The organism is Radicibacter daui, assembly GCA_030657355.1.
GTDB lineage: Bacteria > Pseudomonadota > Alphaproteobacteria > Radicibacterales > Radicibacteraceae > Radicibacter > Radicibacter daui.
Genome location: CP131056.1, coordinates 1605101 through 1631195, shown reverse-complemented (window position 1 = coordinate 1631195; position 26095 = coordinate 1605101). Strand labels below are relative to the sequence as shown.

Here is a 26095-nt window from a genome sequence, read left to right as displayed (position 1 = left end):
AAGCCTCTTAAGCCCTTGGGCGAAATGGGGGCAGAGCCGGTAACACTGTAGTCACAGCGCCACAGCGCGACCGTTTTGAGGCCCCCAAATGGCCCGGCAGCCCCCTGACCATATTTCCCTGACGCTTTCGAGGAGGGGGATGAGGTTATGCCGCTTGAAGAGATCACCAAACCATCCGCGCCGGCCGTTCGCCGCCAGCGCCTGCCGCTCATGATGCGCCCCGAGCGCCCGTCCGGCACGCCCCCTGGCACCGGAGCACGCGGCCGCCCTGCCCCGCTGATGCCGGCCATCTTTTCCCTTGCCCCGCCCACTGCCGAGCTGGCGGCCGCTCCGCCGCAAAGCCACCGCCAGAAGGTCTGCCGGCTGCTGGCGGCGCTGTTCGACACTCCGCGCACCGGCGAACTTTACAGCAGCATCGAGACGCTGGAGCAGATTGCCCCGCAGGTGGAGGCGCTGCTGCGCGAGCATGGCCCGCTGGGCGAGATCACTCCGCGAGATGAAGAGCGCTACAGCCTGCATCTGGCGAAAGCCCAGCTTTCCGTCCGCCTGAAGCTGGATGCACAGGGCGCCATCAGTGTCGCCCTGTTCGACCCGCCCGAACGGCTCGCCAATTTCGCCGAGGTGCTGGCCGACCTGCTCTCCCTGCCCGGCCAGCTTTCCCTGCGCATGGAGCGGGATGGCCGGCAGACCCACGAGGTGCGCACCAAGGGCCGCCCGCCCGCCGTCGGCTCCGCCTTCAAGCTGGGAGTGCTGGCCGCTGTACAGGACAAGGTCCGGGCCGGGGATGTTACCTGGGACACCGTTCTGCGCCTCGGTGAAGCAGATCGCTCCTTGCCGGGCGGTATCCTGCAGGACTGGCCGGCCGATACGCCGCTGACCCTTGCCAGTCTTGCCCAGTTGATGATCACCGGCAATGACAACACGGCGACCGACATGCTGATGCATTTCGTCGGTCGCGATGCCGTGGCCGCCAAGCTTGGCGTCGAGGGGCCGGTTCCCACCACGCTCGAAGTCTTCAAGCTACGCGACGCGGCAACCGAGGAGCTTGCCGGCCGCTGGGCCGAGGGAGACGCCGCCACCCGGCTGGAGGTGCTGGAGAGGCTCGCCGCCTTGCCGCGGCCGGAGCCCTTTGCCCTTACGGGCGGCGACCAGCGTTTCGAGAGTGAGTGGCAGGTGGGGCCGGAGCGGCTTTGCCGCCTGCTGGAAGAAACCGCCGGCCTCAGCTTCTTTACCGCAGCCGGCAATGCGGCGGCCGGTGATACCCCGGATGAGGAAAATGGCGAAAGCGCCGTGGGCTTTTCCGGCGGCAGCGAACTGGGTGCCCTGACCTATGCCACCCGCCTCGTGACCCGCGATGCCCGCGTACATTGCGTGGTGGTGAGCTGGAATGCCGCCGACGGCGGCGAGCAGGACAGCGACCGCTTTACCCTCGCCTACCGCTCCCTGCTGCGCGTACTGCGCGAGCCGGCATTGCAATAACCTCTCCTCCCTCCGCCCCGTCAGGCGGGCGGAAAATAAAACCCCGCCGGATCGCTCCGGCGGGGTCTTTTTTTGCCCGAACCGGGAGGGTCGGCGCTTACTTGCGCGGGCCGACCATGTTCTCCGGACGCACCCAGCTGTCGAACTGTTCGGCGGTGAGCAGGCCGAGCTTGATGCCGGTCTCCTTCAGCGTCGAATGCTCCTTGTGGGCGGTCTTGGCGATCTTGGCCGCATTGTCGTAGCCGATATGCGGGTTGAGCGCGGTCACCAGCATCAGCGACTCATTGAGCAGCTTGTTGATGCGCTCGCGGTTGGCTTCGATGCCGACCACGCAGTTATCGGTGAAGCTGCGGGCGGAATCAGCCAAGAGGCGGATCGACTGCAGCAGGTTGAAGATGATGACCGGCTTGAACACGTTGAGTTCAAAATGGCCGGTGGCGCCGGCAACGGTCACGGCAACATGGTTGCCCATCACCTGCGCGCACACCATCGTCATGGCTTCGGACTGGGTCGGGTTGACCTTGCCCGGCATGATCGAGCTACCCGGCTCGTTCTCCGGCAGCGACAGCTCACCGATGCCGCAGCGCGGGCCCGAGCCCAGCAGGCGGATGTCGTTGGCGATCTTCATGAAGGAAGCGGCGATGGTGTTGAGCGCACCGGAGGCCTCGACCATCGCATCATGGGCGGCCAGCGCCTCGAACTTGTTCTCGGCGGTCACGAAGGGCAGGCCGGTAATGCCTTCCACCTGCGCGGCGAATTCCTCGGCAAAACCAACCTTGGCGTTGAGGCCGGTACCAACGGCAGTGCCGCCCTGGGCCAGCTGGTAGAGGTGCGGCAGCGTCGCGCGGATGCGGGTGATGCCGTACTTCACCTGGGTGGCGTAACCGGAGAATTCCTGGCCCAGCGTCAGCGGTGTTGCATCCTGCAGATGGGTGCGCCCGATCTTGACGATGTCGCTGAACTCGGCGGACTTGGCTTCCAGCGCCGCCTGGAGATGCTCCAGCGCCGGAATCAGCTCGTGATGGATCTGCTCCACCGCCGCGATGTGCATGGCCGTCGGGAAGGTATCGTTCGACGACTGGCCCATATTGACGTGATCGTTCGGGTGCACCGGCTTCTTGGTGCCGCGCTCGCCGCCCAGAAGCTCGGAGGCGCGGTTGCCGATAACCTCGTTGGCATTCATGTTCGACTGGGTGCCGGAACCGGTCTGCCAGACAACCAGCGGGAAATGCTCGATCAGCGAACCATCGATCACCTCTTCGGCGGCTTCGGCAATCGCATTGCCCAGCTTGCCGTCGATGGCGCCGAGCTTGATATTGGCCAGAGCCGCGGCCTTCTTGATGATGCCGAGCGCGCGCACCAGCGGAGCGGGCATGCGCTCGCCGCCGATCTTGAAGTTCTGCAGGGAGCGCTGGGTCTGCGCGCCCCACAGGCGGTCGGTCGGCACCTCGATGGCACCCATGGTGTCGGTTTCAATGCGCATGGCAGGCGTATCGGCCATAACTTGCGAACTCCTTGCCGGCCTTGGGCAATCCCGGGGGCGGGGCCCGTTGGGTCCGGACGGTCGTCGGAAAAGCCGGCAGGCGGGGCGGGAAGGCCCGGCCGCCGGACGGCGGAATGGTGCCGGCGTTCTAGCACGCATGGCCCGCCAAGACCAAGATGCGACAGTCTCGCACCCTTACGGGCTGTGAGCGAAATCCGCCGGCGGCACGATGGCAAGGGCTCCGTCGCCCGGTGCCTGACGCAGCATCCTGAGCGTCGAGGTGCCCTTGTGCTCGAAATAATAGATGTGCAGCTCGTGCCAGCCGGCCTCGTCCACCTGAAGCTCGAACGGGTCGGACAGGAGATCGGCATGTACGCCGTCGGCCTTGAAGACTTCCTTGCCATCCAGCTGGATGATCACGCCGTCATTCGACTCGACCTGAAAGCGATAGCTGCCGGCTGCCGGAAAGTTCAGATAGCCCTTGAGATCGGCCAGTACCTGATCGACGAGCCGCGAGGTCATGACGCGCCCGCCAACCGCCTTGTATTCAAGGTTGGGCACAGGATCGCCGGCGCGGCCCTTGCTGTCGGCGACAAAATCCTCGACGCCATCGAGACTGCGCATCGGATAGAAATAATACATCGCGCCGAGGCCGGGCTGCAGTGACCCGGCATCGGCCAGCACGGCGGCATGGCCGGCTACCGGCAGCATCAGTGCGCCGGCAGCGAGGCTGGCGGCAAGGTGCCGCCTGACAATCCCGAACACGCGGTCCATCTCCCCTCATTCTCCCCTTTTTGAAGCTCCCCGGACACCATCATGGCGGCCCGTTGCCGGTCACGGCAAGCCCGACCGGGGTCTGCCGCGGCAGCGTGCCTCAGTCCGGCTTGCGGAACAGCGCTTCGGCGGCGGCGATATGGCCGCGGCGGTCCTTGATCGCGTCGTCGACACGAGCGATCTCGGCTTCAAGCTCGGCGCGATATTCCCTGAGCTCCTCGACGGATAAACGATCCAGCACCAGCGGTTGTTTTACCTTGCGGCGCGGCTCCAGATCTTCGGCGTCCATGAGCATCCTCCTGTTATGGGCCCGTCGGCGTTCCGGGCTTTTGCTTGTGTGCCTCCACCGGCTTTTCGTATGCAAGGGCCTTCTCCCGCCTGCCCATGGCTTTTCCGGCAAAAGACCTCCATGACCCGTGCCCTCATCATCGATACCGATCCGTCGCCCGACGACGCCGTCACCTTCCTCACCGCCCTTGCGGCACCGGAACTGTTCGAGCTGCTGGCCGTGACCACGGTTGCCGGCAATGTGCCGCTCGACCTCACGACGAAGAATGCCCTCAAGGCGCTGGAACTTGCCGGGCGCACGGATATTCCCGTCTATGCCGGTGCATCGGCCCCGCTGGTGCGCCCGCTGATCACGGCGGAATATGTCCATGGCCATACCGGGTTTGACGGGTATGACCTGCCGGACCCGGTGGCAAAGCCCGCGGCCGGCTTTGCACCGGAAGCCATCGTGGAGATGGTGATGAGCCGGCCCAAGGGGACGGTCACGATCTGCGCGCTGGCGCCGCTCACCAACATCGCCCTCGCCATGGCGCGTGAGCCTCGCCTTGCGGAGCATCTGGCGGAAATCGTCATCATGGGCGGCGCGCTGTCGGAAGGCGGCAACGTCACCCCGGCGGCCGAATTCAACATCTATGTCGACCCTGAGGCGGCAGCCCGCGTCTTCACCAGCGGTGCCAACCTCACCCTCATCCCGCTCGATTGCACCCATCAGGCCCGCACCACCGCCGCACGGCTGGAGCGGCTGCGCGCGAAGGGCACGAAACTGGCCGAGGTCTTCTATCATCTGCTCAGCTTCAACAAGCGCTTCGACGAGCAGAAATATGGCTGGGACGGCGGCCCGCTGCATGACCCGACAACCCTTGTCTGGCTGATGCATCCGGAGTTTTTCCCGAACGGGCGGCGCGTCAATGTGACCGTGGAGACTGGCAGCCCCGATACGCTCGGCATGACCATCATCGACTGGTGGAGCGTAACCGGCAAGCCGGCCAATGCCCTCGTTCTGCGTGACATCGACGCCGAAGGTTACATGACAACCATCATCGACCGGCTCGGCCGGCTTTGAGCTCCGGGGTCTTGCCGCAATGGCGGCAGGCCCCATTTTCAGGAAGGTGGCCCGACCGGCCCACCCTTTCCCGATCCTTCGGAGATATCCCGCGACATGACCCTCGCCGACGCCCCCTTGCCCGCCGAAATGGACTGCATCCTCTTTGATGGCGCGGGCAGCCCGGATGTCATCACCTCGGCCCGGCGCGACGTGCCGCAGCCGGCCCCGGGAGAGGTGCTGATCAAGGTAGCGGCGGCAGGCGTCAACCGGCCGGACGTGCTTCAGCGCAAGGGCCAGTACGCCCCGCCGCCCGGCGCCAGCGACATTCCGGGGCTGGAAGTGGCCGGCACGGTCGTGGCGCTGGGAGAAGGCGCCGCACGCTGGAAGATCGGCGACAAGGTCTGCGCGCTGATGGCCGGCGGCGGGTATGCTGCCTATGCCGCAGTGCCCGCCGGCCAGTGCCTGCCGGTCCCGGAGGGGATGAGCTTTACCGAGGCCGCCTCCCTGCCCGAGACCTTCTTTACCGTCTGGACCAATGTGTTCGACCGCTCGGCCCTCAAGCCCGGCGAGTCGTTGCTGGTCCATGGCGGCAGCAGCGGCATTGGCGTTGCCGCCATCCAGATGGCAAAGGCCCTTGGCTCAAAGGTTTTCGTGACAGCGGGCAGTGCCGAAAAATGCGCCGCCTGTCTCGCACTGGGGGCTGATCTCGCCATCAATTACCGCGAGGAGGATTTTGTCGGCGCGGTAAAAGCGGCCACGGACGGGCGCGGCGTCGATGTCATCCTCGACATGGTGGCAGGAGACTATATCCCGCGAGATCTCGATGCACTGGCCGACGATGGCCGGCTTTCGCTCCTGGCCTTCCTCGGCGGCAGCAAGGCGGCGGTCAATTTCGCGCAGGTGATGCGGCGACGGCTTTCCATCTCCGGCTCTACGCTCCGGGCGCGCCCCACGGCCTTCAAGGCCGCCATCGCCGCGGCGCTTGAAGAGCATATCTGGCCCGAGATCGCCGCCGGGCGCATCAAAGCCGTGATCGACCGAACTTTCCCGTTGGCAGCCGCTGCCGAAGCCCATAAGCTGATGGAAAGCAGTGGCCATGTCGGCAAGATCGTCCTGACGCTGGACGCGTAAAGCCCACCTTCAACGGCCCGCTACCCTTTCTTCCGGCTATTACTGGTTTCGGCAGACAGGGCGCCTCCTTGATCCGGGGGTGCGCGGGCGCTACGGGTTTATCCAGCATCAGCGGCTTGCAGCAAGGCCGGAACATGAACAGCAGGTTTCGTTTTCCGCGGAGGAATTTTTAATGGCACAGCCCCTCATGCCCAAGGCCACGGCAGTCTGGCTGGTTGAGAACACGGCGCTGACCTTCGATCAGATCGCTGCCTTTTGCGGCCTGCATCCGCTCGAAGTCCAGGCCATTGCCGATGGCGAAGTCGCCCCCGGCATGACCGGCCTTGACCCCATCGCCACCAGCCAGCTGACGGCAGAAGAGATCAAGCGCTGCGAGGCGAACCCCGCCCTGCGCCTTGTCATGGCCAAGCGCGACCTGCCGGAGCCGGCAGCCCGCACCAAGGGCCCGCGCTACGTGCCGGTCAACAAGCGCGGCGACAAGCCCGACGCGGTGGCCTGGCTGGTCAAGAACCATCCGGAACTGACCGACACGCAGGTCTCCCGCCTTGTCGGCACCACCAAGCCGACGATCGCTTCGGTGCGCGACCGCACCCACTGGAACTCGCCGAACATCAAGCCGCGCAACCCCATCCTGCTCGGCCTGTGCTCCGAGGCCGAGATGGCGGCCGAGCTTGCCAAGAGCGGCTCCAAGATGAAGCCGATCACCCACGACGACGAAGTCGAGCATGAAGAAGCCGCCCCGCATGACAGCGGGTCCAGCAACTTCAACTTCGATCCGTCCAAGATTTTCTGAGTTACGGGACGGGCCGGCCTGACCGGCCCATAAGCCCAAAACAAATGAACCGGCGTGCGCCAATAAAAGGCTTCACGCCGGTTCTTTTTTTGGGAGGATCAGGGGGCAGGTTCTCCTGAACGCCGCTCACTCCCTGTCAGTCGCCATCGCGCCTTGCCTTCGCCCTCCACCCGGGCGGCCAGCAGGCTTTCCTTAGCGTCAGTGGATGCTGCCGCTCAGGCGGGCGATCTCGTCCTTGATCTTGAGTTTTTCGCACTTCAGCTTGTGAAGGGCGGATGCGTCGGGAGCAGGCCTTGTCTCTTCAGCATGCAGCTGGGCTTCAAGGCCGGCATGACGCTGCATCAGGCTATCAATACGCGCTTCATTCGACATGTTTTGCGCTCTCCCACTAGTGATGGCTGGATTTAGATTGCCCATCCTCGGGATCACGGCCATTTAGAAAGGCCGCGCCGGATCTTGCTGCCCGGTACCGGAAGGATGGCACAGGCCGCCCGCCATTGTCACGCAACGGTAACGGGAAAATGACGAACCATCTTTCACACCCGCTGACTGTCCCCACCCGCCCGCAAGGCTGACCAGAATGTCCGCTTCTCCTGTCTCTGGCCCGAGCTCAGGCCCCACGCCCGGCGACACCCAGCGCATCATCGTGGCGATTACCGGCGCCTCCGGCATCATCTATGGCATTCGCCTGCTGGAAGTGCTGCGCGGCCTTGGGGTCGAAACCCATCTGGTGATGAGCAAGTCGGCGGAAATCACGCTGGCGCACGAGACGGACATGAAGGTGGCCGATGTGCGCGCCCTCGCCTCCGTCGTGCACCCGCAGCAGGATATCGCCGCGCCCATCTCTTCCGGCTCGTTCCGCACCCTCGGCATGATCGTCGCCCCCTGCTCCGTGCGGACCATGAGCGAGATCGCTACCGGCGTGACCACCTCGCTCACCTCACGCGCCGCCGATGTGGTGCTGAAGGAGCGCCGGCGCCTCGTGCTGATGGTGCGGGAGACGCCCTTTCATCTGGGCCATCTGCGCACCATGACGCAGCTTGCCGAAATGGGCGCCATCATCGCGCCGCCGCTGCCCGCCTTCTATCACGAGCCGCAGACGGTGGATGACATCATCGACCATTCCGTCGGCCGGGTGCTCGACCTCTTCGGGCTGGATACGGGGCGGCTGCGGCGCTGGGGCGAGAGCTGATTTTCTAGCGGTTCGTGCGCAAGGCCGCCTGCGCCGCCGCCAGCTGCGCCACCGGCACGCGGAAGGGCGAGCAGGAGACATAATCGAGGCCGATTTCCTCGAAGAACAGTACGGAAGCCGGGTCGGCGCCGTGTTCGCCGCACACGCCCAGATGCAGCAGCTTGCCCTTCTCGTAGCTCGCTTCCCGCCCCTCTTCCACCGCCATGCGGATAAGGCGGCCGACGCCCTGCCGGTCAATGGTGACGAAGGGGTCGGTTTCGAACACCTGGGCCCGTTGATAGGCACCGAGGAAGGAGGCCGCGTCGTCGCGGCTCATGCCATAGGTCGTCTGCGTCAGGTCGTTGGTGCCGAAGCTGAAGAAATCGGCGGCCAGCGCGATCTCATGGGCTCGCAAGCAGGCCCGTGGCAGCTCGATCATGGTGCCGACGAGATATTCCAGATTGCAGGCGCCGCGCGCGGACTGCACCTCGGCCGCCGCCTTGACCACCACCTGCTTTAAAATCTCGAATTCGCGGGCCGTGCCGACGAGCGGGATCATCACTTCGGGAATGACCGTCTCGCCGGTATCGGCGAACACCTGCTCGGCCGCCTCGAAGATGGCGCGCGCCTGCATCTCGTAGATTTCGGGATAGGAGATGCCGAGACGGCAACCCCGGTGGCCCAGCATCGGGTTTGCCTCTGCCAGCTCGCGGGTACGGCGGCGCACACGGGCGAGATCAGTGCCGGAGATATGGGCAATCTCCTCCATTTCGCGGTCGGACTTGGGCAGGAACTCGTGCAGCGGCGGGTCAAGCAGGCGGATGGTGACAGGCTTGCCGCGCATGATGTGGAAGAGCTTGGCAAAGTCCGCCCGCTGCATCGGCAGCAGCTGGCTCAGGATTTCACGGCGGGCCGCCTCGTCTTCGGCAAGGATCATCCGCCGCATGGCGACGATACGGTCCCCCTCGAAGAACATGTGCTCGGTACGGCAAAGGCCGATGCCCTCGGCCCCGAACTTCTGCGCCGCCCAGGCATCGCGCGCGGTATCCGCATTGGCGCGCACCCGCAGCCGGCGGAAACTGTCCGCCCACTCCATGAGCTGGAGGAAATCTGCTGAAAGCCCCGGCTGTACCAGCGCCACTGCACCGATGATCACCTCTCCGGTCGACCCATCGATGGAGATCTTCTCGCCGGCCTTGATGACATGGCCGCCAATGCTGATGGTCTCTGCCTCTTCATCAATACGCAGCTCGCCGGCACCGCACACGCAGGGCTTGCCCATGCCGCGCGCCACCACAGCGGCGTGGCTGGTCATGCCGCCACGGGCCGTCAGCACGCCGGAGGCGGCATGCTGGCCATGCACATCGTCCGGGCCGGTTTCCATCCGTACCAGAATGCAGGGGTTCCCCTTGCGGGCAACCCGCTGCGCCTCAAGGCCCGAAAACACGACCCGCCCGGTTGCCGCTCCGGGCGAGGCGCCGATGCCGCGCGTCAGCACCTGACGCGGCGTTGCCGGATCGATGGAAGCATGCAGAAGCTGGTCGAGCGACGCCGGGTCCACCCGCGTTACCGCCTCGGCCTTGTCGATTACCCCGTCACGGCACAGATCAACGGCAATGCGCAGGCCCGCGCGCACGCTGCGCCGGCCCGGCCGCACGCCAACAAGATAGACCTTGCCGCGCTCGACCACGGTGTCGAATTCCACCATGTCGTGCCAGTGCCGCTCCAGCCTGGCGGCAATCTCGCTCAGCTGGTTGAAGACATCGGGGTGCGCCTCGCTGAGCGGCTGCTCGGGCGTGCGGCGCCGTTCCTCCTCGGTACGGGCAATCGGGGCCTCGGCAAACCCGTCCTGATCCAGCTCATCGCCCATCGCGCCTGGCAGCCAGCGACCGACGATACCCGGGGCGCCGCTGCGCGGATCGCGCGAACTGGCAAGGGCAAGGCCGGCGGGGGAGCCCAGGGCGCCAAAGACCATGGACTGCACGGTAACCGCCGCCCCCCAGCCTTCGGGGATATTGTTGATCTGCCGGTGAAGCATCAGGCGCCGCCCGCCCCAGGCGCGCAGGGCGGCATCGACACTGCGGTCAAACTGCTCACGCACATCCTGCGGGAAAGGTGCGCCGGCCTCCGCCACGAAGATGCGCTTGAAGCGCCCCGCAAGGCTGCGCCAGCCGATATCGTCCAGCCGGCCACCGGACTCGCCCCGCGCCGTTGCCAGCGCTTCCTCGAAAAGCGCCGGATCCAGCGCTTCCACCGTCACGGCGAAGGAGGCGATGAAACGGGTGTAGGCCTCGTAGGCAAAGCCGACATTGCCGCTGCGGCGTGCCAGCGTCTCGACCGTCTGGTCATTGAGGCCGACGCCCAGAATGGCCCGTGGCAGGCCGGGCAAACGCTCACGTGCGCCGAGCCTTACCGCCACCACCAGCGGGTATTCACTGCCGCCAAGGCGGGAGCCGGAACGCACTTCCAGCTCCATCAGCGCGGCCTCGACCTGTGCCTTCAGATCGGAGGGCCAATCGCCACCCTTGAGCAGGGCAACGCTGGCGCCGGCCTCGATGGTAAATCCGGGGGGGACCGGCAGATCAAGGGCAGCGGCATCAGCCAGCAGGGCCGCCTGCATACCCAGCGCCTCGCGCGACACAGGCGTGCCTTCAAAGACGCCCCGGGCGACCGCACCTCTTGCGAAGCTGTGGACCCATCTGGGCATGATTAAATACGTCAGCCGCCTTCGATCTGGGAGAAATCCGCCACCATGTTGAGGGTTGCGCGGATTTTCGACAAGAGGCGCAAGCGATTGACCCGCAAGGCCGGATCGTCGGCGTTGACCGTCACCTTGTCGAAGAAGGCATCGACCGGCTGGCGCAGCGTGGCAAGAGCCCGCATCGCATCCTCGAAGGCGCCGCCGGCAATTGCCGGCTCCGCCCCGCGGGCGGCAGCGTCGAGCGCCTCATGCAGCGCGCTTTCCTCACCCTGCGCAAAGCGGGCGGGATCGACAGCGCCGTCATGCGGGCCGTCCTTCTTTTCCTCAATACGCACGATGTTGGCGGCCCGGCGATAGGCTGCCAGCAGGTTGGCGCCATCGTCGCTGCCGAGCAGATCCTGCAGTGCCTTTGCCCGGGCCACGACCCGGGTCAGATCGTCCCCGCCGCCCAGCGCCAGCACGGCGGCAATCATGTCATGCCGCACGCCACGGTCGCGCAGATAGACCTTGAGACGGTCGGCGAAGAAAGCGCCGAGCTGCGCCACCACATCTGCTGCCGGGGCAAAATCGCTGCGCCCGTAAAGCGCATGGGCTTCGGCAAACAGTTCTGAAAGGCTGAGCGTGAGCCCGTTTTCCAGCACAATGCGGATCACGCCAAGAGCGGCACGGCGCAGGGCATAGGGGTCCTTGGAACCGGTCGGCGTCTCGCCAATGGCAAAGAAGCCGGCGAGCGTATCCAGCTTGTCGGCCAGCGCCAGAGCAACGGCCACCGGCGCGGACGGGCAATCGTCCGACGGGCCGGCCGGGGAATAGTGGGTGGCGATGGCATCGGCCACCACGGCGCTTTCACCCTGATGGAGCGCATAATAGCGGCCCATCACGCCCTGCAGCTCGGGGAACTCGCCGACCATGCCGGAGACGAGGTCGGCCTTGGCCAGTTCAGCCGCGCTGCGCGCCGCCGCTACATCGCCGCCCAGACGGCGCGCAATCTCGGCAGAAAGCGCCTGCATGCGGGTGACGCGCTGGGACAGCGTGCCGAGTTTGGCGTGGAAAACGATCTTTTCCAGCTGCGGCAGGTTTTCTTCCAGCCGGTGCTTGCGGTCTTGGTCCCAGAAGAAGCGGGCGTCGGAGAGGCGGGCACGCAGCACGCGCTCATAACCCTGCCGCATCGCCGCACCACCATCAGCGGTCTCGACATTGGCAACCGCGATGAACCAGGGGGCGAGCTTGCCGCCCTTTTCCTGCACGGCAAGGTACTTCTGATGGGAGCGCATGGAGGTGACCAGCACTTCCTTCGGCACTTCCATGAACACATCGTCGATGCGGCCGATGAGCGGGCGCGGCCATTCCACAAGGCCGGCCAGTTCTTCCAGCAGGCCGTCATCCGGCACCAGTTCAAGGCCCTTTTCCGCAGCAAGAGCGGTTGCACCCTCAAGGATCAGGCGCTTGCGCTCCTCACGGTCCAGCACCACACGGGCGGCGCGCAGCTTGGCCTCATAATCGGCAAAACCGGTCACGGTAAAGGCATCGGGCGCGAGGAAACGGTGGCCGCGCGTCTCGTTGCCAAAAGCCAGCAGCTTGCCGCTCATGTCGAGCGCGCCTTCCAGCACCTTGCCATCGACCAGCGCAATGATGCTGTGCAGCGGGCGCACGTAGCGGAAGGGGCGATCCGCCCAACGCATGGATTTGGGCCAGGGCAGCTCGGCCACCGCTTTCAGCAGGATGTCCGACAGGACTTCGCGCAGCGGGCGGCCCGGTTTGTTGATGGTAAGGAAATAGAACTCGCCCTTGCCGGTATCGCGCAGTTCGCACGCCTCAAGGCTGTCCAGGTTATTGGCCTTGAGGAAACCATCGGTGGCCTGCTGCGGGGCGCCGGCACGGGGGCCGCGGCGCTCTTCCGCCACATCCGGCGAGCGCTCGGGCAGACCGTCCATCACCAGCGTCAGGCGGCGCGGCGTTACCAGCGCGCGGGTGCTGGCGGGCGCCATGTCCACGGCCTTCAGGCCCTCGGTGACAAGGCGCGCCAGATCCTCTGCGGCGCGCGCCTGCATACGGGCGGGGATTTCCTCGGAGAAGAGTTCGAAAAGCAGTTCGGCCATTTTGTTGAGGCTCGCTTGTCTTGGTGGCCGGTCAGGCAGCTTTGGTGGTGCGGCTCTTCAGCCAGGTCTCGCAGCACATCTTCGCCAGCGTGCGCACACGGCCGATATAGGCGGCCCGCTCGACGACGGAGATGACGCCACGCGCATTCAGAAGGTTGAAGAGATGCGAGGACTTGAGACAGTAGTCGTAGGCCGGCAGGGCAAGGCCCTTCTCTACCAGCGCCCGGCACTGGCGCTCGGCATCCTCGAAATGGCGGAAGATGGTTTCCACATCCGCATATTCGAAGTTGAAGGCCGAGAATTCCTGCTCGTTCTGCAGATAGACCTGGCCGTAATTGATATTGGCTTCACCGGGCATGCCGTTGAAGTCCAGCTCATAGACGTTCTCGATGCCCTGGATATACATGGCCAGACGCTCAAGCCCGTAGGTGAGCTCCATGGAAACCGGGTCGCACTCAATGCCGCCCACCTGCTGGAAATAGGTGAACTGGCTGACTTCCATGCCGTCGCACCACACTTCCCAGCCAAGGCCCCAGGCACCCAGCGTCGGGCTTTCCCAGTCATCCTCGACAAAGCGGATGTCATGCAGGGCCGGGTCGACGCCGAGCTCGTAGAGGCTCTGCAGATAAAGCTCCTGCGCATTTTCCGGCGAGGGCTTCATGATGACCTGGAACTGGTAATAATGCTGCAGGCGGTTGGGGTTCTCGCCATAACGCCCGTCGGACGGGCGGCGCGACGGCTGCACATAGGCGGCAGCCCAGCGCTCGGGACCGAGCGCGCGCAGCGTGGTGGCGGGATGGAAGGTACCGGCGCCCACTTCCATGTCGTAGGGCTGCAGGATGACGCAGCCCTGCTTGGCCCAGAAGTTCTGGAGCTTCAGGATCAGGTTCTGGAAGGCAAGCGGGTTGATCTTGTCCGCGCTCGTCGTGCTGGGCGAGGCCATGGGCGCTTTCACCGGTTCAAATAGGAAAGAGGCAAAGTTTGAGCCACGCACCCTAGAGCAAGAGCAAGGGGCATGTGAAGGTCAGATAACAGCCGGAATGCTGCCCTGCCGCATGAAAAAGCGCGAAAAAGCAGACAGATCAGGCGCGCGAGCACTCATGCGGGCGCGCGGGATCGTGATAGGCACCGCATTTCGGGCAAGCGACAAGGTCGGTTACCTGCGCCTTCTGCGCCGAACCACGGGCCGGACGCTCCTGTTCCCGGGCTTGACCGCGCGGCCGGTTGCCGACTACCGCGTTCCGCAGCAGGCGGTAAATGACGAAGATGGCAATCGCCACCAGCAGGAACTTGCTCAGAAAACCCATCAGGTACTGTCCCGTTCAATGATGCCTGCCCCGCTTCAGGGGGCGGCACCAAATTTCCTATAATCCGAAACGCGCCCACAGCGCCTTGCGTTCGGCAGCATCCACCACGCCGTCCGCCAGAGCAGACCCGGCCGCAAGGCCGAAGCGGGAGAGTAGCGAGCGCGGGCGCGCCATCTCGCGCAGCTTCACCTTCTTGCCGAAGCGCTGGCGCAGGACCGAGCGCATCTCGCCGATACCGTCGGCAAGGCCGAGCGTTACCGCCTCCTGCCCCACCCAGACGGCACCTGAAAAGAGTTTCTGGTCTTCCGCGTCAATGCGCCCCGCCCGGCGCACCTTGACATGATCGATGAAGAGGCTGTGCAGTGCCCCCATCATGCGGTCGAGTTCAGCCACGTCTTCCGGCTTTTCCGGGCGGAACGGGTCCAGGATGGCCTTGCGCTCGCCGCGGGTATAAAGCCGCCGGTCGATGCCCAGCTTTTCCAGCGCCCGGTTGAAGCCGAAACCGCCGGAAACGACACCGATGGAGCCGACGAGAGACGCCGGATCGACAAAGATCTCGTCGGCCGCGGCTGCCAGCCAGTAGCCGCCCGAGGCCGCCACGTCCTCACAGAAGGCCAGCACCGGCACTTCGTGTTCCGCTGCCAGCTCGCGGATGCGTCCTGCGATCAATGAGGACTGGGCCGGCGACCCGCCGGGGCAGTTGATGGCAAGCGCCACCGCCGAAAGCCCGCCAACGGAAAAGGCCTCCTCCAGCAGGGGCTCCAGCCCGGCCATGTTGATATCCCCGCCACCGCGCAATCCCCGGCGGCCGGGCGCAATGGTGCCGTAGAGGCGGAGAACCGCAACCCGCGGCGCACGCTTGCGCTTGAGGCGGGAGGGAATGAGTTGGCCAAGGCGGCTGAGGATTTTCATGACCATCCGATGTAAGCGAGCGGCTGCCGCCCCACAAGAGCCGTGACACATCGCAGCAAGGGCAGGCGTTCAGCTGCCAAAATCCAGCGCCGCGCCATGGCGCAGCACCGCATCGGCTGCCTCGGTGAAGCTGCCATCCTCCCGGTGCAGCACAAGGCCGGGCAGAAGCCGGGCCGCAGACCGCCCGCCCTTGCGCGCACGCACGATCACCCTTTTGGCCTCCGCTCCCGCCCGTGGCCAGAGCGGAAGGATCTCAACCGCGCCCGCCTTGGCGGAAAGGGCCGCAAGAATGGCATCGAGCCGGCCGGCGGTATGGATCAGGGTCAACGAGCCGCCCGAGCGGGTGCGCCGCAGGCAGGCAGCAATCCACCCGTCCAGCTCCAGAGAGCTTTCGCCATGGGCGATGGCGCGTGCCGGCTCCGCCGCCGAAGTATGGGCCCCGGCTATCGCAAAAGGCGGGTTGGAGATGACATGGTCGGCCTCGACCAGTGCCGTTTTCGGCGGTCGGGCCAGATCGCCCTCCAGCACGGAAAAGCTGCCGTCAACACCATTGCGCGCAGCATTGGCGCGGGCGAGCGCGGCATGGAGCGGCTGAAGCTCAAGGCCGAGAAGGTGCACGCCCGGCACGCGTGCGGCAACGCAAAGTGCCGCAGCACCCGTGCCGCAGCCGGCATCAAGCACCAGGTCCCCCGCCCCGGCCGGACAGGCCGCTGCCAGCAGGACAGGGTCAATAGCGACGCGGTAGCCCCGGCGCGGCTGCTCAAGCTGCAGCCGCCCGCCAAGCAGCGGGTCCACGGTCGTCTCCAGTCCCTCCGGCAAGCCGGGCGGAGGAATGGTCACGGCGCTTCGGGCGGCAGCAATGCCCCCTCCCCGGCTTCGGCGATCAGGCGGCGTGCCTGCCGCCAGTCATCTGCATCCACCATGATGCGGCGCGGAATAATCCCGATGGAGCCTTCGAGAACGGAGGTGTGCTGATCGAGCACAAGACAGGAGATACCTTCGCCTGACAGCAGGGCGTCCACCCAGCTGATGGCAACCGCGTCATTGGTGCGCAGCAACTCGCGCATGAAACCTTCTCTCCCGTTTCATTCAATCTCCCCGGAACCTGCGCAGGGCATGAACACGGGGCTGTGGGCCCGGTTACACTGGCGCCGACCGTCGCAGGGCAGACCATGCCTCAGTTCTAGACTTTGGCTGGCCATTAATGCAGTTATGCATCGCAGGCGCCGCGCGCGCGGTCAACTTACGGGACGAGCAAGGGTTTCCGGCCGGGCCAGAAGGTCCAGTGCCAGGCTCTTGTTCCTTGATGACAGAACGGACTGAAATGGCTGTTGCCACGGGATTGAAGCAGGAACAGGTGGTTGCGGCTGCCGCGTCGGACAATGCGCTGGAGCGGCTGCACGCCCTGCTGACCGAGGATCTGCGGCAGGTAAACGCGCTCATCATCTCGCGGATGGAAAGCCCGGTACCGCTGATCCCGCAGCTTGCCGGTTATCTGATCGCCTCCGGCGGCAAGCGCCTGCGGCCGCTGCTGACGCTGGCCGCCGCCCGGCTCTTCGGTTACCAGGGCGACGCCCATCTGCTGATCGCCACCGCCGTCGAGTTCATCCACACCGCCACGCTGCTGCATGACGATGTGGTGGATGAAAGCGATCTTCGCCGCGGGCGCGAGAGCGCCAACTCGGTCTGGGGCAACCAGGCCAGTGTGCTGGTCGGCGATTTCCTCTTTTCGCGCTCCTTCGAGCTGATGGTGGAAACCCACTCGCTTGAAGTGCTGCGCATTCTCTCCCGCGCCTCGGCCGTGATCGCCGAAGGCGAGGTACTTCAGCTCATCACCTCCAACGATACCGCCACGGTCGAAGCCGATTACCTGCGCGTGATCGAAGGCAAGACCGCCGAGCTGTTTGCCGCCGCCTGCGAAGTGGGCGCAGTGATTGCCGGCTGCGACAAGCAGGCCTGCGCCGCCATGCGCGACTATGGCATGGCGCTCGGCATGGCCTTCCAGATCGTCGATGACGTGCTGGATTATTCCGCCGTGCAGGCCCAGCTGGGCAAGACGGTGGGCGACGATTTCCGGGCCGGCAAGATCACCATGCCGATCCTCATCGCCATCGCGAAGGGCAATGAGGAGGAACGGGCGTTCTGGAACCGCACGCTGGAGCGGCAGGAACAGGAAGAAGGCGACCTTGACCACGCCATCGCCCTCCTGCGCCAGCACGACGCGCTCGACGGTGCCATGGACCGTGCGCGCGAATGGGGCGAGCGTGCGATCGCTGCGCTGGAACATGCCCCGGAGAGCGTACTCAAGCAGGCGCTCGCCGACGTCATCGCCTTCTGCATCGAACGCGACTACTGAACCGGATCCGAGGCCCGGCCGGAGCCGGAACGAAGCCGCAAGGCCCTGCGGCTGGTCATAATGAGGGCGCTTGAAGCAGCACACTCACAAAGCGGTAAAAAACCCCTTGCAAGCACCGGCGGCGGTGGCTACAAAGCGCCCGCCCGATGGCTCCGGACACCAGGCCGGTTAGCAAAAGTCGAGGGCAAAAAGTCGGGGCGTAGCTCAGCCTGGTAGAGCGCTGCTTTCGGGAAGCAGAGGCCGGAGGTTCGAATCCTCTCGCCCCGACCATTCAAAAAAGCCGGCCGCAGCAATGCGGGCCGGCTTTTTGCTTTTCTGGCCGTCTGATGACGCAGGGCATCTAGCGAATCGGCATGCAGCAGACAGTCGCATCAAGGGGTAGGCACCCGCCCCCCGTCTCCTGCCCGGAAACGCCGAAACACAGGGATTGTGGGTGCGCCAAGCCGATTGCATACAGCTAGCGGTATTTCGCTCCGAATTCAGGCAATCGGCTTATTTTCCAATCACTTTCCAGAAAAATTAACGAATTCGTTACCATTTCGGATGCGAACTGTCTTTTACGTAATCACCTGCCCTCCGGGGGCCCGGATGCCTTTGACCGATGTTATCAAGCCGCTGGCATCGGCGGTAAAACGTGTGGCCAGTGCCTTCGGCGAAGAAAACAGCGCGGCCGCCAAGGCGGCAGCGGCGCGCGTTACCGCGCAGCAAAAAGCCACCGTCGAAGCCTATCATCTGCAATTGCAGGATATCCGCCACCGCATGCTGATGCAGCTTCGCGAGGCGAGTGAATATGCGGCAGCGGATGATGATCGTGGCCTGCATCTGCTGGGCGACGCCCCCATCATTGCCGACAAGGGCGCCAGCTGGGAAAAACTGCTGCTGCTGTTCCGTGCGCTGGAGCATTTCCGCCGCCGGCGCATGCTGGTGACGCAGGGCCATGTGAGCCGCAACTTCAATGAAGAGATCGGCGCCCGCTTCGGCATCGCCGAAGGCGGCCTCAAGCGCCTGCTGCTGGATGAGCTTGCCACTGTCCTGCTCACCTGGCCGGAGCGGATTACTTTTTACTCCCATGCCACCGCCTGCCGGGACGATGCCCTGTTCAGCCCCCATCGCTCGCTGAACGAAGCCGTGCGCAACATGCTGGCGGTCGGGGTTCAGCTCTCTTCTCCCGAACAGCTGCCCGCCATCGTGACCATGAAGGCCGGCGACATTCCCATTCTGCAAACGCTCGACCGCGGCATCGGCGAATTGCACCGGCCAAGCCAGATCGAAGCACTGCGCAAGCTGACACCCAAGCGGCTCGACGAATTGCGCGCCCTGATGGAGCAGGCTTCCGCCATCGGCTTCCGGGGTTCGATCAGCGCAGGCAAGGGCACCAACTGCTGGCTGGAAGCCTGCCGCTATGCCGAGGCCCTGCCGATCTTCGCCGAGGCAATCTCCGAGCGCGAGCGCAGCCAGAAGGAAAACGGACAAGCCGCCGCTGGCGGCTCCATCCGCGACCGCATCGAAAATGACAGCCAGGTGCAGGGGCCTGACCGCGGACTGATCGATATCATCGTGAAGATCCGCCGCCGCTTCGGCGAGAAGGCCTGGCTCGGCGTCTTCGCCAAGGGTATGGAATTCGCCGGGCTGGTGGCCGACCCCACCAACGAAAACCGCATCAATGCCATCGGCGAGGATGCGGTGGAGAGCTTTACCCTCGTGAAGCTGCGCGAGGTGCTGAAACTCTCCGATACCATGGCCGAAGAATTCATGGCCAATTTCAACGACGCCATCGAGGAATGGGGCCAGAAGCGCCGCGACCAGGTGATGGCCGAGATCGCCGCGCGCGGCGAGGAACTGGACCGCCCCTTCGTGATGTGCGTGGAGCGCTGGCGTGACCGCTTTTACCGCGTGCCCCGCATCAAGGTGATCACCCGCTTCATCAAGAGCATCTACGCGGATTGAAAGAGTAGCAGAATCAACCCGCTGCCCTTCGCCACCCCGTAAAATCATGCGGCGGGGTGACGCGGGCGGCCAACCGTGCTATGTTTCTCTAGTGCACGTATGCGCTTTGACCGCCAGCTGATGGCATGAGGTTCAGGTATGAACGTAGGTTCCGCAACATCGCTAACCCCGTCCGCCATGATGCAGGGCACTGGTTCGGCGTCTGCCGGCAGCAGTGATGTGCCGACCGATCCGGCCGTTTCCCTGCTGCGCAAGACGATGGATCTCACCGAGACCCTGGTGAACAAGATGCTCGACGGCCTGCCCCAGGCCGGCCCGCGCGGCACGAACCTCGATATCAGCGTCTGAATTCGGCTGCCGTTACTGCTGAATACAAAAAAGGGCCCCTCAGGGCCCTTTCGCTTTTAAGCGCGCTCACGCACTGCCGGCCTTCGAGAGCCTCAAGGCTTCTTCATCGCCCCGCTGGCCATCTCGCCATCCAGCAGATCGCGCAGCCAGCGCGCTTCCTGGCCCAGCACCGCACCCAGCTGGGCATCGAAGGCGCCGACGATGCTGTCGATGCGGTTGGCGGCGGCCGGACCGGTGGCCTCAAAGGTCCGGGAGCCGACGATGCGGCCATCGCGCTGGCGTACCAGCTTGAAGTTGATGGCAACCGTTACCGTCGGCGGATTCTGGTCGCCGGGCGTGCCGTTATAAACCGCCTCGAAGCTGCGGATGTCAGACTTCAGCATATAGTCGCCGCGCACGCCGACGGACTGGCGCTCGACGGAGGCAACCAGCCCCATCGCCTCGACATCTTCCATCAGCAGCGTCTGCACAAGGCGCGGCGTACGGTCCACCCAGCGCGCTCCGGCATAATACTGCACCTCGACCGGCGACGGTTTCAGCGTGATGCGATTGCCTTCCACCCCGCCGGAGGCATCCGGCTCGGCGATCACCAGTTGCAGCGGCATGGCGAGCGGCATCGCGGAGAGCTGGCGGGAGGGCGGCACAAGGTCATAAAGCTGCGGGGCACTGCCGGCATCGTCCACAGCCCCAAGGGCGCCGCAACCGGCAAGCAGGGCGGCGCTGGCGGCAAGCATGCCAAAACGGGCAAAGGCGCGGCGGCTCATGCTCATGGCAGCTTGTACTCCTTGGCCTGGGTTCCGAGCAGGAAGCGAGGGGGATCGCTCTGGATTTTCTGGACGAGGTCGTTGAGAGAGGCAGCCAGCTGCCGCGCCTCGACCATGAAGCGGGAAATCTGGTCGAGCCCGCCATTGGCGAAGTTGGTCACGCTCGGCCCGCTCTCATCCAGCATGATGTCGAGCTGCCCGGCGACCCGGTCGATGTTGGCGGCAGCGTCGCGTGCGATGGAGACGATATCCTTCACATCGCCGGAAAGCAGGCCGTTGGCGCTGTCGATCGTGCCGTTGAGCTTGTCGGTGGTACCTTCAAGCCGGGCCGCGAGCTGGGTCAGGCGCTGTGACAGCTGGCTCAGTTCGCCGGTCACCTCGCGCACATTGTCCACGCTCTCGCCGATGGCCTGCTTGCGCTCGGCCAGCACCCCGCTCACCGTATTGAGGTTGGAGAGCAGCCCGGAAATGGCCTGCTGGTTGGCCGGGCTGAAAGCGCCGCGCGCGTCATTCACCAGCGCGCCGATGGCATTCATGAGATCGGGCGCGTTGTCGAAAAGCTGCTGCACCGTCGATTGGCGCGCCGGGATCTTGGCCATGTTCTGGCCCGGCTCGGGCCGGAGCAGCGGCGCATCCGCCGAGCCGCCCGAGATCTGCACGATGGACGTGCCGGCAAGGCCGGTCAGCTCTACCCGGCCGATGGAATCCGTGCGCACCGGCGTGCCGCTATCGATGCGAATGATGACCCGAACACGGTCCGGCCGCTCGCCATCGATGCGGATATCGGTGACCTCGCCAACATCGATACCGTTGAAGCGCACCCGGCTTGCCTTGCCAAGGCCGGAGATCGGCGCCGGAAAGGACAGGCGATAATAGGTGAAATCATCTTCGAACTGCGCCTTGGAGAGCCAGACGGCAAAGACGATACCGAGGAGCACCACCACGAGGGTGAAGCTGCCGATCAAGACATGGCGTGCGTTGGTTTCCATCTGTTGCCCGTCCTAGTCAGCTTTTTCGGGGTCAGCTTTTTCAGGATATGCCGTGCCGGCCTGCGCCGGTTGCGTTTGCTCCCCTGATGAAGCAAGCGCCGCCCGGGCGCGCGGCCCGTGAAAATATTCCCGCACCCACGGATGATCGTTGGCGAGCATGGTATCCATGTCGCCGGTCACAAGCACCCGCTTTTCGGCCAGCACGGCGATGCGGTTACACACCGTGGTGAGGCTGTCGAGATCATGGGTCACCATGAAGACAGAAAGGCCGATGCGGTCACGCAGTTCCGCAATCAGCGCATCGAAAGCTGCCGCGCCGATGGGATCGAGCCCGGCTGTCGGCTCGTCAAGGAAGACCACTTCCGGATCAAGTGCCAGCGCGCGGGCGAGGCCGGCGCGCTTGCGCATGCCGCCCGAAAGCTCTGACGGAAACTTGGCACCCGCCTCCGGCGGCAGACCGACCATCGCGATCTTCAGCGCCGCCAGCTCGTCCATCAGCCGCTGCGGCATGCGCAGATGTTCGCGCATCGGCACCTGGATGTTTTGCGCCACGGTCAGCGCGGAGAACAGGGCTCCGTCCTGAAACAGCACGCCCCAGCGCTGCCCGACCCGGCGGCGCTCCTCGTCGGACATGGCGGAAACAGGCTGGCCGAAAAGAGAAATCTCGCCGGCCTGCGGTCGGTTGAGCCCGACGATGGTGCGCAGCAGCACGGATTTGCCCGTGCCCGAGCCACCAACGACACCGAGAACCTCGCCGCGATAAAGATCAAGATCGACACCGTCATGCACCGTCTGCCGCCCGAAGCGGTTCACGATGCCACGCACGGAGATGATGGCCGCCCCGTCCCCGTGCTCGTCCGTCACAGCCCGCAGCGTCCCGTTCATCGTCAGATCCCCATCGAGGAAAACAGCACCGAGAACAGTGCGTCGAGGATAATGACGAGGAAGATGGAGACCACCACCGAGCGCGTGGTGAGGCGGCCGAGGGATTCGGCGCTGCCACTGACGTTGAGCCCCAGCCGGCAGCCTACCATGGCAATCACCACGGCAAAAACCGGTGCCTTTGCCATGCCGAGCCAGAAGTGCCGGATGTCCGTCGTCGTTTGCAGGCGTACGAGAAAAAGGCCCGGTGAGACGTCGAGCGCGCCCCACGCCATCAAAATACCCCCCAGCAGGCCGGCGATATCGGCCAGAAAGGTGAGTACCGGCAACATAAGAACCAGCGCGACGACCCGCGGCAGCACCAGCGTTTCCATCGGGTCCAGCCCGAGGGTCAGCATGGCGTCTACTTCCTCGCGCAGCTTCATCGAGCCGATTTCAGCCGTGAAAGCACTGCCGGACCGGCCGGCAACCAGAATAGCCGTCATCAGCACGCCGATCTCACGCATAACCGACAGCGCGACGAGATTGACGGTGTAGATTTCAGCGCCGAAGGCCTGCAATTGCTGCGCACCCTGGAAGGCCAGCACGACGCCCACCAGGAAAGACATCAGCATGACGATGGGCACGGCATTGAGCCCCACCTGCTCCATGTGATGCACGGTGGCCGTCCGGCGCAGGCGCGCGGGATTGATGAGGGTGCGCAGCGCGACCGTTAGCAGCAGACCAAAAAAGCCCGTCAGGTCGCGCAGTTCCTGCCCGACCCCGATCATGCCACGGCCGATACGCGCCAGAACGGTAACGCCCCAGTTTTCTCTGGGCGCCGGCTCGGGCGGCGGATGTTCGGCTTCCGCCACGCGGTCGATCAGCTGCCGGTGCTCGGCGCTGGCGCCGGAGAGCCGGGTGCCGAGGCTACATTCCTCCAGCTCTGTCCGGGTGCGATGAATAAGCCAGGCACCGGTAATGTCGAGCTGGCCGACGCCGCTGATATCGATGGCTATCTCGCTCGCCGTATCGCCAACGGCAAAGTCCGGCGGAAAGCCCTTTTCCAGCTTGCCGGACAGGGCCCGGACAAGCGCCGCATCCGCGGCCGTTGCCGTGGCGGCGATCCAGTCGCCCCCCAGCATCAGCACCGACCAGCGCCCGCTCTGCTCGATGCCGAGCGTGGCGTCGGTATGGGATGCGGCGCGACCCGCCATCAGGGATAGAGCCGCTCGGTCGTCCAGCCCGCGTTGGCGCGGGTGTAGACCATGCGGTCATGCAGGCGGAATTCGCGGTCACGCCAGAATTCGATGCGGCGCGGAGCGATCCGGAAACCCGTCCAGTGGTCGGGCCGGGGAATCTCGCCAACGCCATACTGCGCCGTGAAGTCCGCGACGCGGCGCTCCAGCGTCGCGCGGCTGTCCAGCGGGCGCGACTGCTGCGAGGCCCAGGCGCCGATCTGCGAACCGCGTGGACGGCTATGATAATATTCATCCGCCTCGCCGGCGCTCACCAGGCTGGTATCGCCCCAGACCCGCACCTGGCGGCGCAGGCTCTTCCAGTGGAAACACAGCGCCGCCTTGGGGTGACCAAGCAGCTGGCGGCCCTTGTCGCTCTCGGTATTGGTATAAAAAACGAAGCCGCGCTCGTCGAAATCCTTGAGCAGCACGACACGCACGGAGGGCATGCCGTCACCGTCTACCGTCGCAAGGCTCATCGCGTTGGCATCGTTGGGTTCGCTCTTGCCGGCTTCGTCCAGCCAGCTCCCGAAAAGAGCATAGGGATCTGCCACTATCAGGTCGTCCTGCATTTACCGCCGGGCCTTCTTTCCGCCTTAATGAACTGGTTAGGTTGAACCTGAAGCAAGGCGTCTTTCTGCCGCCCGCGCAAGCCCTTAGTTGCAACACCGCACGATCGGCAAGCGAGGCGGCCTTGACAGGCACCGCTCGCGCACGAACATCACTGGTAATGCGCTTCAAGTCTTGAACACTCGCAACCTACCTATCGATCCAGGCGTTTAGAACCAAACTCCTTTCCGGATCACACAACGGAAACTGCAACCATGATCACGAGCAAGTCGATTGCCCGCTCCATCGCTATAGCGACCATTTCCGCTCTCGCGCTTTCGGCCTGCCAGACCGGCGGCACGAAGCAGACGGTTGGCGGCCTCGGCGGCGCCGTGCTGGGCGGCCTTGCCGGTTCGCAGATCGGCGGCGGCAGCGGCAGGCTCTGGGCTACCGGCGCCGGCGCGGTGCTGGGCGCCCTGCTGGGCTCCAACATCGGCGCCAGCCTCGACAAGGCTGACCAGATGTATGCCGAACAGGCAGCCGACTCCGCCCACACCGCGCCGGTTGGCGAAACCATCAGCTGGAACAACCCGGATAGCGGCCACCACGGCACTGTGACCCCGGTGCGTGACGGCACCAGTGCCAATGGCCGCTACTGCCGCGAATACCGCAACACCGTCTATATCGGCGACCAGCCGCAGGAAGCTGTGGGCACGGCCTGCCGCAATCCAGATGGCACCTGGCAGGTCGTCAACTGATCCAAAAGCTTCGGCTCTTCGGATTTCAGGACATGATGAGGGTGGCGTCTTTGGCGCCACCCTTTATATTTCTGCATCAGACCTGCGCTGCCCGCACCGGGGAGCGCTCCCGAGACACTGCCGTCACCGGCCCACCGATCCCAGGACGCATGCGCGACCCCTATCAGCTTCTCGGCGTCTCCCGCGACGCTTCCGCCGACGATATCAAGAAGGCGTACCGCAAGCTCGCCAAGCAATATCACCCGGACCTCAATCCCGGTGACAGCGTGGTCGAGCAGCGATTCAAGGAAGTAACCGCCGCATACGACCTGCTTTCCGACGCAGACAAGCGCGCCCGCTTCGACCGGGGCGAGATTGACGCCTCCGGCCAGGAGCGCGGCTTCCGTTCCTCCTCGCGCCGGCGCAACAACACCAGCGCCGGTGCCTCTGAAGGCTTTGGCGGTTTTTCCGCCGAAGACATCTTCAAGGACCTGTTCGGCGACGAGGACGGTCCCTTTGGTGGTGCCGCACGAGGCGCCGGGGCCGGCGCCGGCGGACGCCGGGGCCCGACCTCACGCGGCGCGGATGTTGCCTACTCCATCACCGTCAGCTTCATCGAAGCAGCGCGCGGCGCCAAGCGGCGGCTGGAGCTGACCACCGGGCGCACCATCGAAGTTTCCATCCAGCCCGGTACGACGGACGGCCAGAAACTGCGCCTCAAGGGCCAGGGCACCTCCGGCTTTGGCGGCGGCGGGGCTGGCGATGCCATCGTTGAAGTACATGTGGAGCCGCACGCCTTCTTCGAGCGGCGCGGCAATGACATTCACGTCACCGTGCCGGTGACCCTGCAGGAAGCCGTGCTCGGCAATTCCATCGAGGTGCCGACCATCGACGGCAAGGTGTCGCTGCGCATTCCACGCGGCTCGAACACCGGCACCAAGCTGCGCCTCAAGGGCAAGGGCGTGGAAGACGCCACCAGCCATCAGCGCGGCGACCAGTATGTCAGCCTGACGGTGGTGCTGCCGCAAACTGTGGATGATGAGCTGGCCCAGTTCGTGGAGAAGTGGGCCAAGGACCATGAGTATGATGTGCGCAAGAAAGCGGGGATGGGCTGAAGCGCCGG

26 protein-coding genes and 1 tRNA gene are annotated in these 26095 nt (G+C 65.0%); 11 read left to right on the top strand and 16 right to left on the bottom strand.

Annotated features, from left to right (window positions below):
• Positions 1-147: 147 nt before the first annotated feature.
• Entirely contained in the window at positions 148-1479 is a 1332-nt protein-coding gene (locus tag QTL98_RS07700; RefSeq protein WP_445681635.1) for a serine hydrolase, read from the top strand.
• A 97-nt stretch (positions 1480-1576) separates the two neighbouring features.
• On the opposite strand, the gene fumC is transcribed toward QTL98_RS07700, so the two are convergent.
• The 3 genes from fumC to QTL98_RS07685 form a co-directional block, all read right to left on the bottom strand.
• Complete coding sequence (fumC, locus tag QTL98_RS07695) at positions 1577-2980, bottom strand: class II fumarate hydratase (RefSeq protein ID WP_445681634.1); 1404 nt, start codon at positions 2978-2980, stop codon at positions 1577-1579.
• Between the two features lie 177 nt (positions 2981-3157).
• Positions 3158-3736 (bottom strand): PA14 domain-containing protein, encoded by a 579-nt coding sequence (locus QTL98_RS07690; RefSeq protein ID WP_445681633.1) that lies wholly within the window; start codon positions 3734-3736, stop codon positions 3158-3160.
• A 100-nt stretch (positions 3737-3836) separates the two neighbouring features.
• Positions 3837-4025, bottom strand: coding sequence for a DUF1192 family protein (locus QTL98_RS07685; protein WP_445681632.1), 189 nt, complete (start codon positions 4023-4025; stop codon positions 3837-3839).
• A gap of 120 nt (positions 4026-4145) precedes the next feature.
• On the opposite strand from QTL98_RS07685, the gene QTL98_RS07680 reads away from it, so the two are divergent.
• From QTL98_RS07680 to QTL98_RS07670, 3 genes are all read left to right on the top strand, one after another.
• Positions 4146-5087, top strand: coding sequence for a nucleoside hydrolase (locus tag QTL98_RS07680; RefSeq protein ID WP_445681631.1), 942 nt, complete (start codon positions 4146-4148; stop codon positions 5085-5087).
• 96 nt (positions 5088-5183) lie between these two features.
• Positions 5184-6200: an NAD(P)H-quinone oxidoreductase gene (locus QTL98_RS07675; protein ID WP_445681630.1), complete on the top strand. Its 1017-nt coding sequence runs from the start codon at positions 5184-5186 to the stop codon at positions 6198-6200.
• Positions 6201-6372: 172 nt separating this feature from the next.
• Entirely contained in the window at positions 6373-6993 is a 621-nt protein-coding gene (locus QTL98_RS07670; RefSeq protein ID WP_445681629.1) for a DUF1013 domain-containing protein, read from the top strand.
• A 198-nt stretch (positions 6994-7191) separates the two neighbouring features.
• Here the strand turns inward: QTL98_RS07670 and QTL98_RS07665 are convergent, their stop codons facing one another.
• Complete coding sequence (locus QTL98_RS07665) at positions 7192-7365, bottom strand: YdcH family protein (RefSeq protein ID WP_445681628.1); 174 nt, start codon at positions 7363-7365, stop codon at positions 7192-7194.
• 208 nt (positions 7366-7573) lie between these two features.
• On the opposite strand from QTL98_RS07665, the gene QTL98_RS07660 reads away from it, so the two are divergent.
• Complete coding sequence (locus tag QTL98_RS07660) at positions 7574-8185, top strand: UbiX family flavin prenyltransferase (protein ID WP_445681627.1); 612 nt, start codon at positions 7574-7576, stop codon at positions 8183-8185.
• Positions 8186-8189: 4 nt separating this feature from the next.
• Here the strand turns inward: QTL98_RS07660 and ppdK are convergent, their stop codons facing one another.
• From ppdK to QTL98_RS07625, 7 genes are all read right to left on the bottom strand, one after another.
• Positions 8190-10871: a pyruvate, phosphate dikinase gene (gene ppdK / locus QTL98_RS07655; RefSeq protein ID WP_445681626.1), complete on the bottom strand. Its 2682-nt coding sequence runs from the start codon at positions 10869-10871 to the stop codon at positions 8190-8192.
• Between the two features lie 11 nt (positions 10872-10882).
• Complete coding sequence (gene glyS / locus QTL98_RS07650; protein WP_445681625.1) at positions 10883-12964, bottom strand: glycine--tRNA ligase subunit beta; 2082 nt, start codon at positions 12962-12964, stop codon at positions 10883-10885.
• A 31-nt stretch (positions 12965-12995) separates the two neighbouring features.
• On the bottom strand, positions 12996-13907 hold the full coding sequence (locus QTL98_RS07645) for a glycine--tRNA ligase subunit alpha (RefSeq protein WP_445681624.1): 912 nt from the start codon (positions 13905-13907) through the stop codon (positions 12996-12998).
• Between the two features lie 139 nt (positions 13908-14046).
• A complete protein-coding gene (locus QTL98_RS07640) occupies positions 14047-14271 on the bottom strand; it encodes a hypothetical protein (protein ID WP_445681623.1) in 225 nt (74 codons plus the stop codon).
• Between the two features lie 57 nt (positions 14272-14328).
• Positions 14329-15183, bottom strand: coding sequence for a S49 family peptidase (locus QTL98_RS07635; RefSeq protein ID WP_445681622.1), 855 nt, complete (start codon positions 15181-15183; stop codon positions 14329-14331).
• Positions 15184-15252: 69 nt separating this feature from the next.
• The gene (locus QTL98_RS07630) at positions 15253-16023 is read right to left on the bottom strand and encodes a tRNA1(Val) (adenine(37)-N6)-methyltransferase (protein WP_445681621.1); all 771 of its coding nucleotides are present in this window, start codon (positions 16021-16023) and stop codon (positions 15253-15255) included.
• A complete protein-coding gene (locus tag QTL98_RS07625; RefSeq protein ID WP_445681620.1) occupies positions 16020-16250 on the bottom strand; it encodes a putative signal transducing protein in 231 nt (76 codons plus the stop codon). Before QTL98_RS07625 ends, QTL98_RS07630 begins: the two co-directional genes overlap by 4 nt.
• Positions 16251-16507: 257 nt before the next feature.
• Between QTL98_RS07625 and QTL98_RS07620 the strand changes: the two genes are divergently transcribed.
• From QTL98_RS07620 to QTL98_RS07605, 4 genes are all read left to right on the top strand, one after another.
• Entirely contained in the window at positions 16508-17539 is a 1032-nt protein-coding gene (locus tag QTL98_RS07620) for a polyprenyl synthetase family protein (RefSeq protein WP_445682106.1), read from the top strand.
• Positions 17540-17732: 193 nt separating this feature from the next.
• Positions 17733-17809: transfer RNA gene (locus QTL98_RS07615), tRNA-Pro, on the top strand.
• Positions 17810-18127: 318 nt separating this feature from the next.
• On the top strand, positions 18128-19486 hold the full coding sequence (locus QTL98_RS07610; RefSeq protein ID WP_445681619.1) for a hypothetical protein: 1359 nt from the start codon (positions 18128-18130) through the stop codon (positions 19484-19486).
• A 138-nt stretch (positions 19487-19624) separates the two neighbouring features.
• Positions 19625-19834: a hypothetical protein gene (locus QTL98_RS07605; protein WP_445681618.1), complete on the top strand. Its 210-nt coding sequence runs from the start codon at positions 19625-19627 to the stop codon at positions 19832-19834.
• Positions 19835-19926: 92 nt separating this feature from the next.
• Here the strand turns inward: QTL98_RS07605 and QTL98_RS07600 are convergent, their stop codons facing one another.
• Genes QTL98_RS07600 through pdxH form a run of 5 tightly spaced genes read right to left on the bottom strand, consistent with a single transcriptional unit; the run spans position 19927 to position 24258 of the window.
• Positions 19927-20604 carry an ABC-type transport auxiliary lipoprotein family protein gene (locus QTL98_RS07600; RefSeq protein WP_445681617.1) on the bottom strand — a complete coding sequence of 226 codons (678 nt, stop codon included), beginning with the start codon at positions 20602-20604 and terminating at the stop codon, positions 19927-19929.
• Positions 20601-21587: an MlaD family protein gene (locus QTL98_RS07595; protein WP_445681616.1), complete on the bottom strand. Its 987-nt coding sequence runs from the start codon at positions 21585-21587 to the stop codon at positions 20601-20603. The genes QTL98_RS07600 and QTL98_RS07595 overlap by 4 nt, the downstream gene beginning before the upstream one ends.
• 12 nt (positions 21588-21599) lie before the next feature.
• Positions 21600-22472, bottom strand: coding sequence for an ABC transporter ATP-binding protein (locus tag QTL98_RS07590; protein WP_445681615.1), 873 nt, complete (start codon positions 22470-22472; stop codon positions 21600-21602).
• 2 nt (positions 22473-22474) lie between these two features.
• Complete coding sequence (locus QTL98_RS07585; RefSeq protein ID WP_445681614.1) at positions 22475-23665, bottom strand: MlaE family ABC transporter permease; 1191 nt, start codon at positions 23663-23665, stop codon at positions 22475-22477.
• Positions 23665-24258 (bottom strand): pyridoxamine 5'-phosphate oxidase, encoded by a 594-nt coding sequence (pdxH, locus tag QTL98_RS07580; protein WP_445681613.1) that lies wholly within the window; start codon positions 24256-24258, stop codon positions 23665-23667. The genes QTL98_RS07585 and pdxH overlap by 1 nt, the downstream gene beginning before the upstream one ends.
• Positions 24259-24510: 252 nt before the next feature.
• Here pdxH and QTL98_RS07575 point away from each other — a divergent pair, with 252 nt between their 5' ends.
• Both QTL98_RS07575 and QTL98_RS07570 read left to right on the top strand, forming a co-directional pair.
• Entirely contained in the window at positions 24511-24993 is a 483-nt protein-coding gene (locus QTL98_RS07575; protein WP_445681612.1) for an RT0821/Lpp0805 family surface protein, read from the top strand.
• A 149-nt stretch (positions 24994-25142) separates the two neighbouring features.
• Entirely contained in the window at positions 25143-26087 is a 945-nt protein-coding gene (locus QTL98_RS07570; RefSeq protein WP_445681611.1) for a DnaJ C-terminal domain-containing protein, read from the top strand.
• Positions 26088-26095 lie beyond the last annotated feature (8 nt).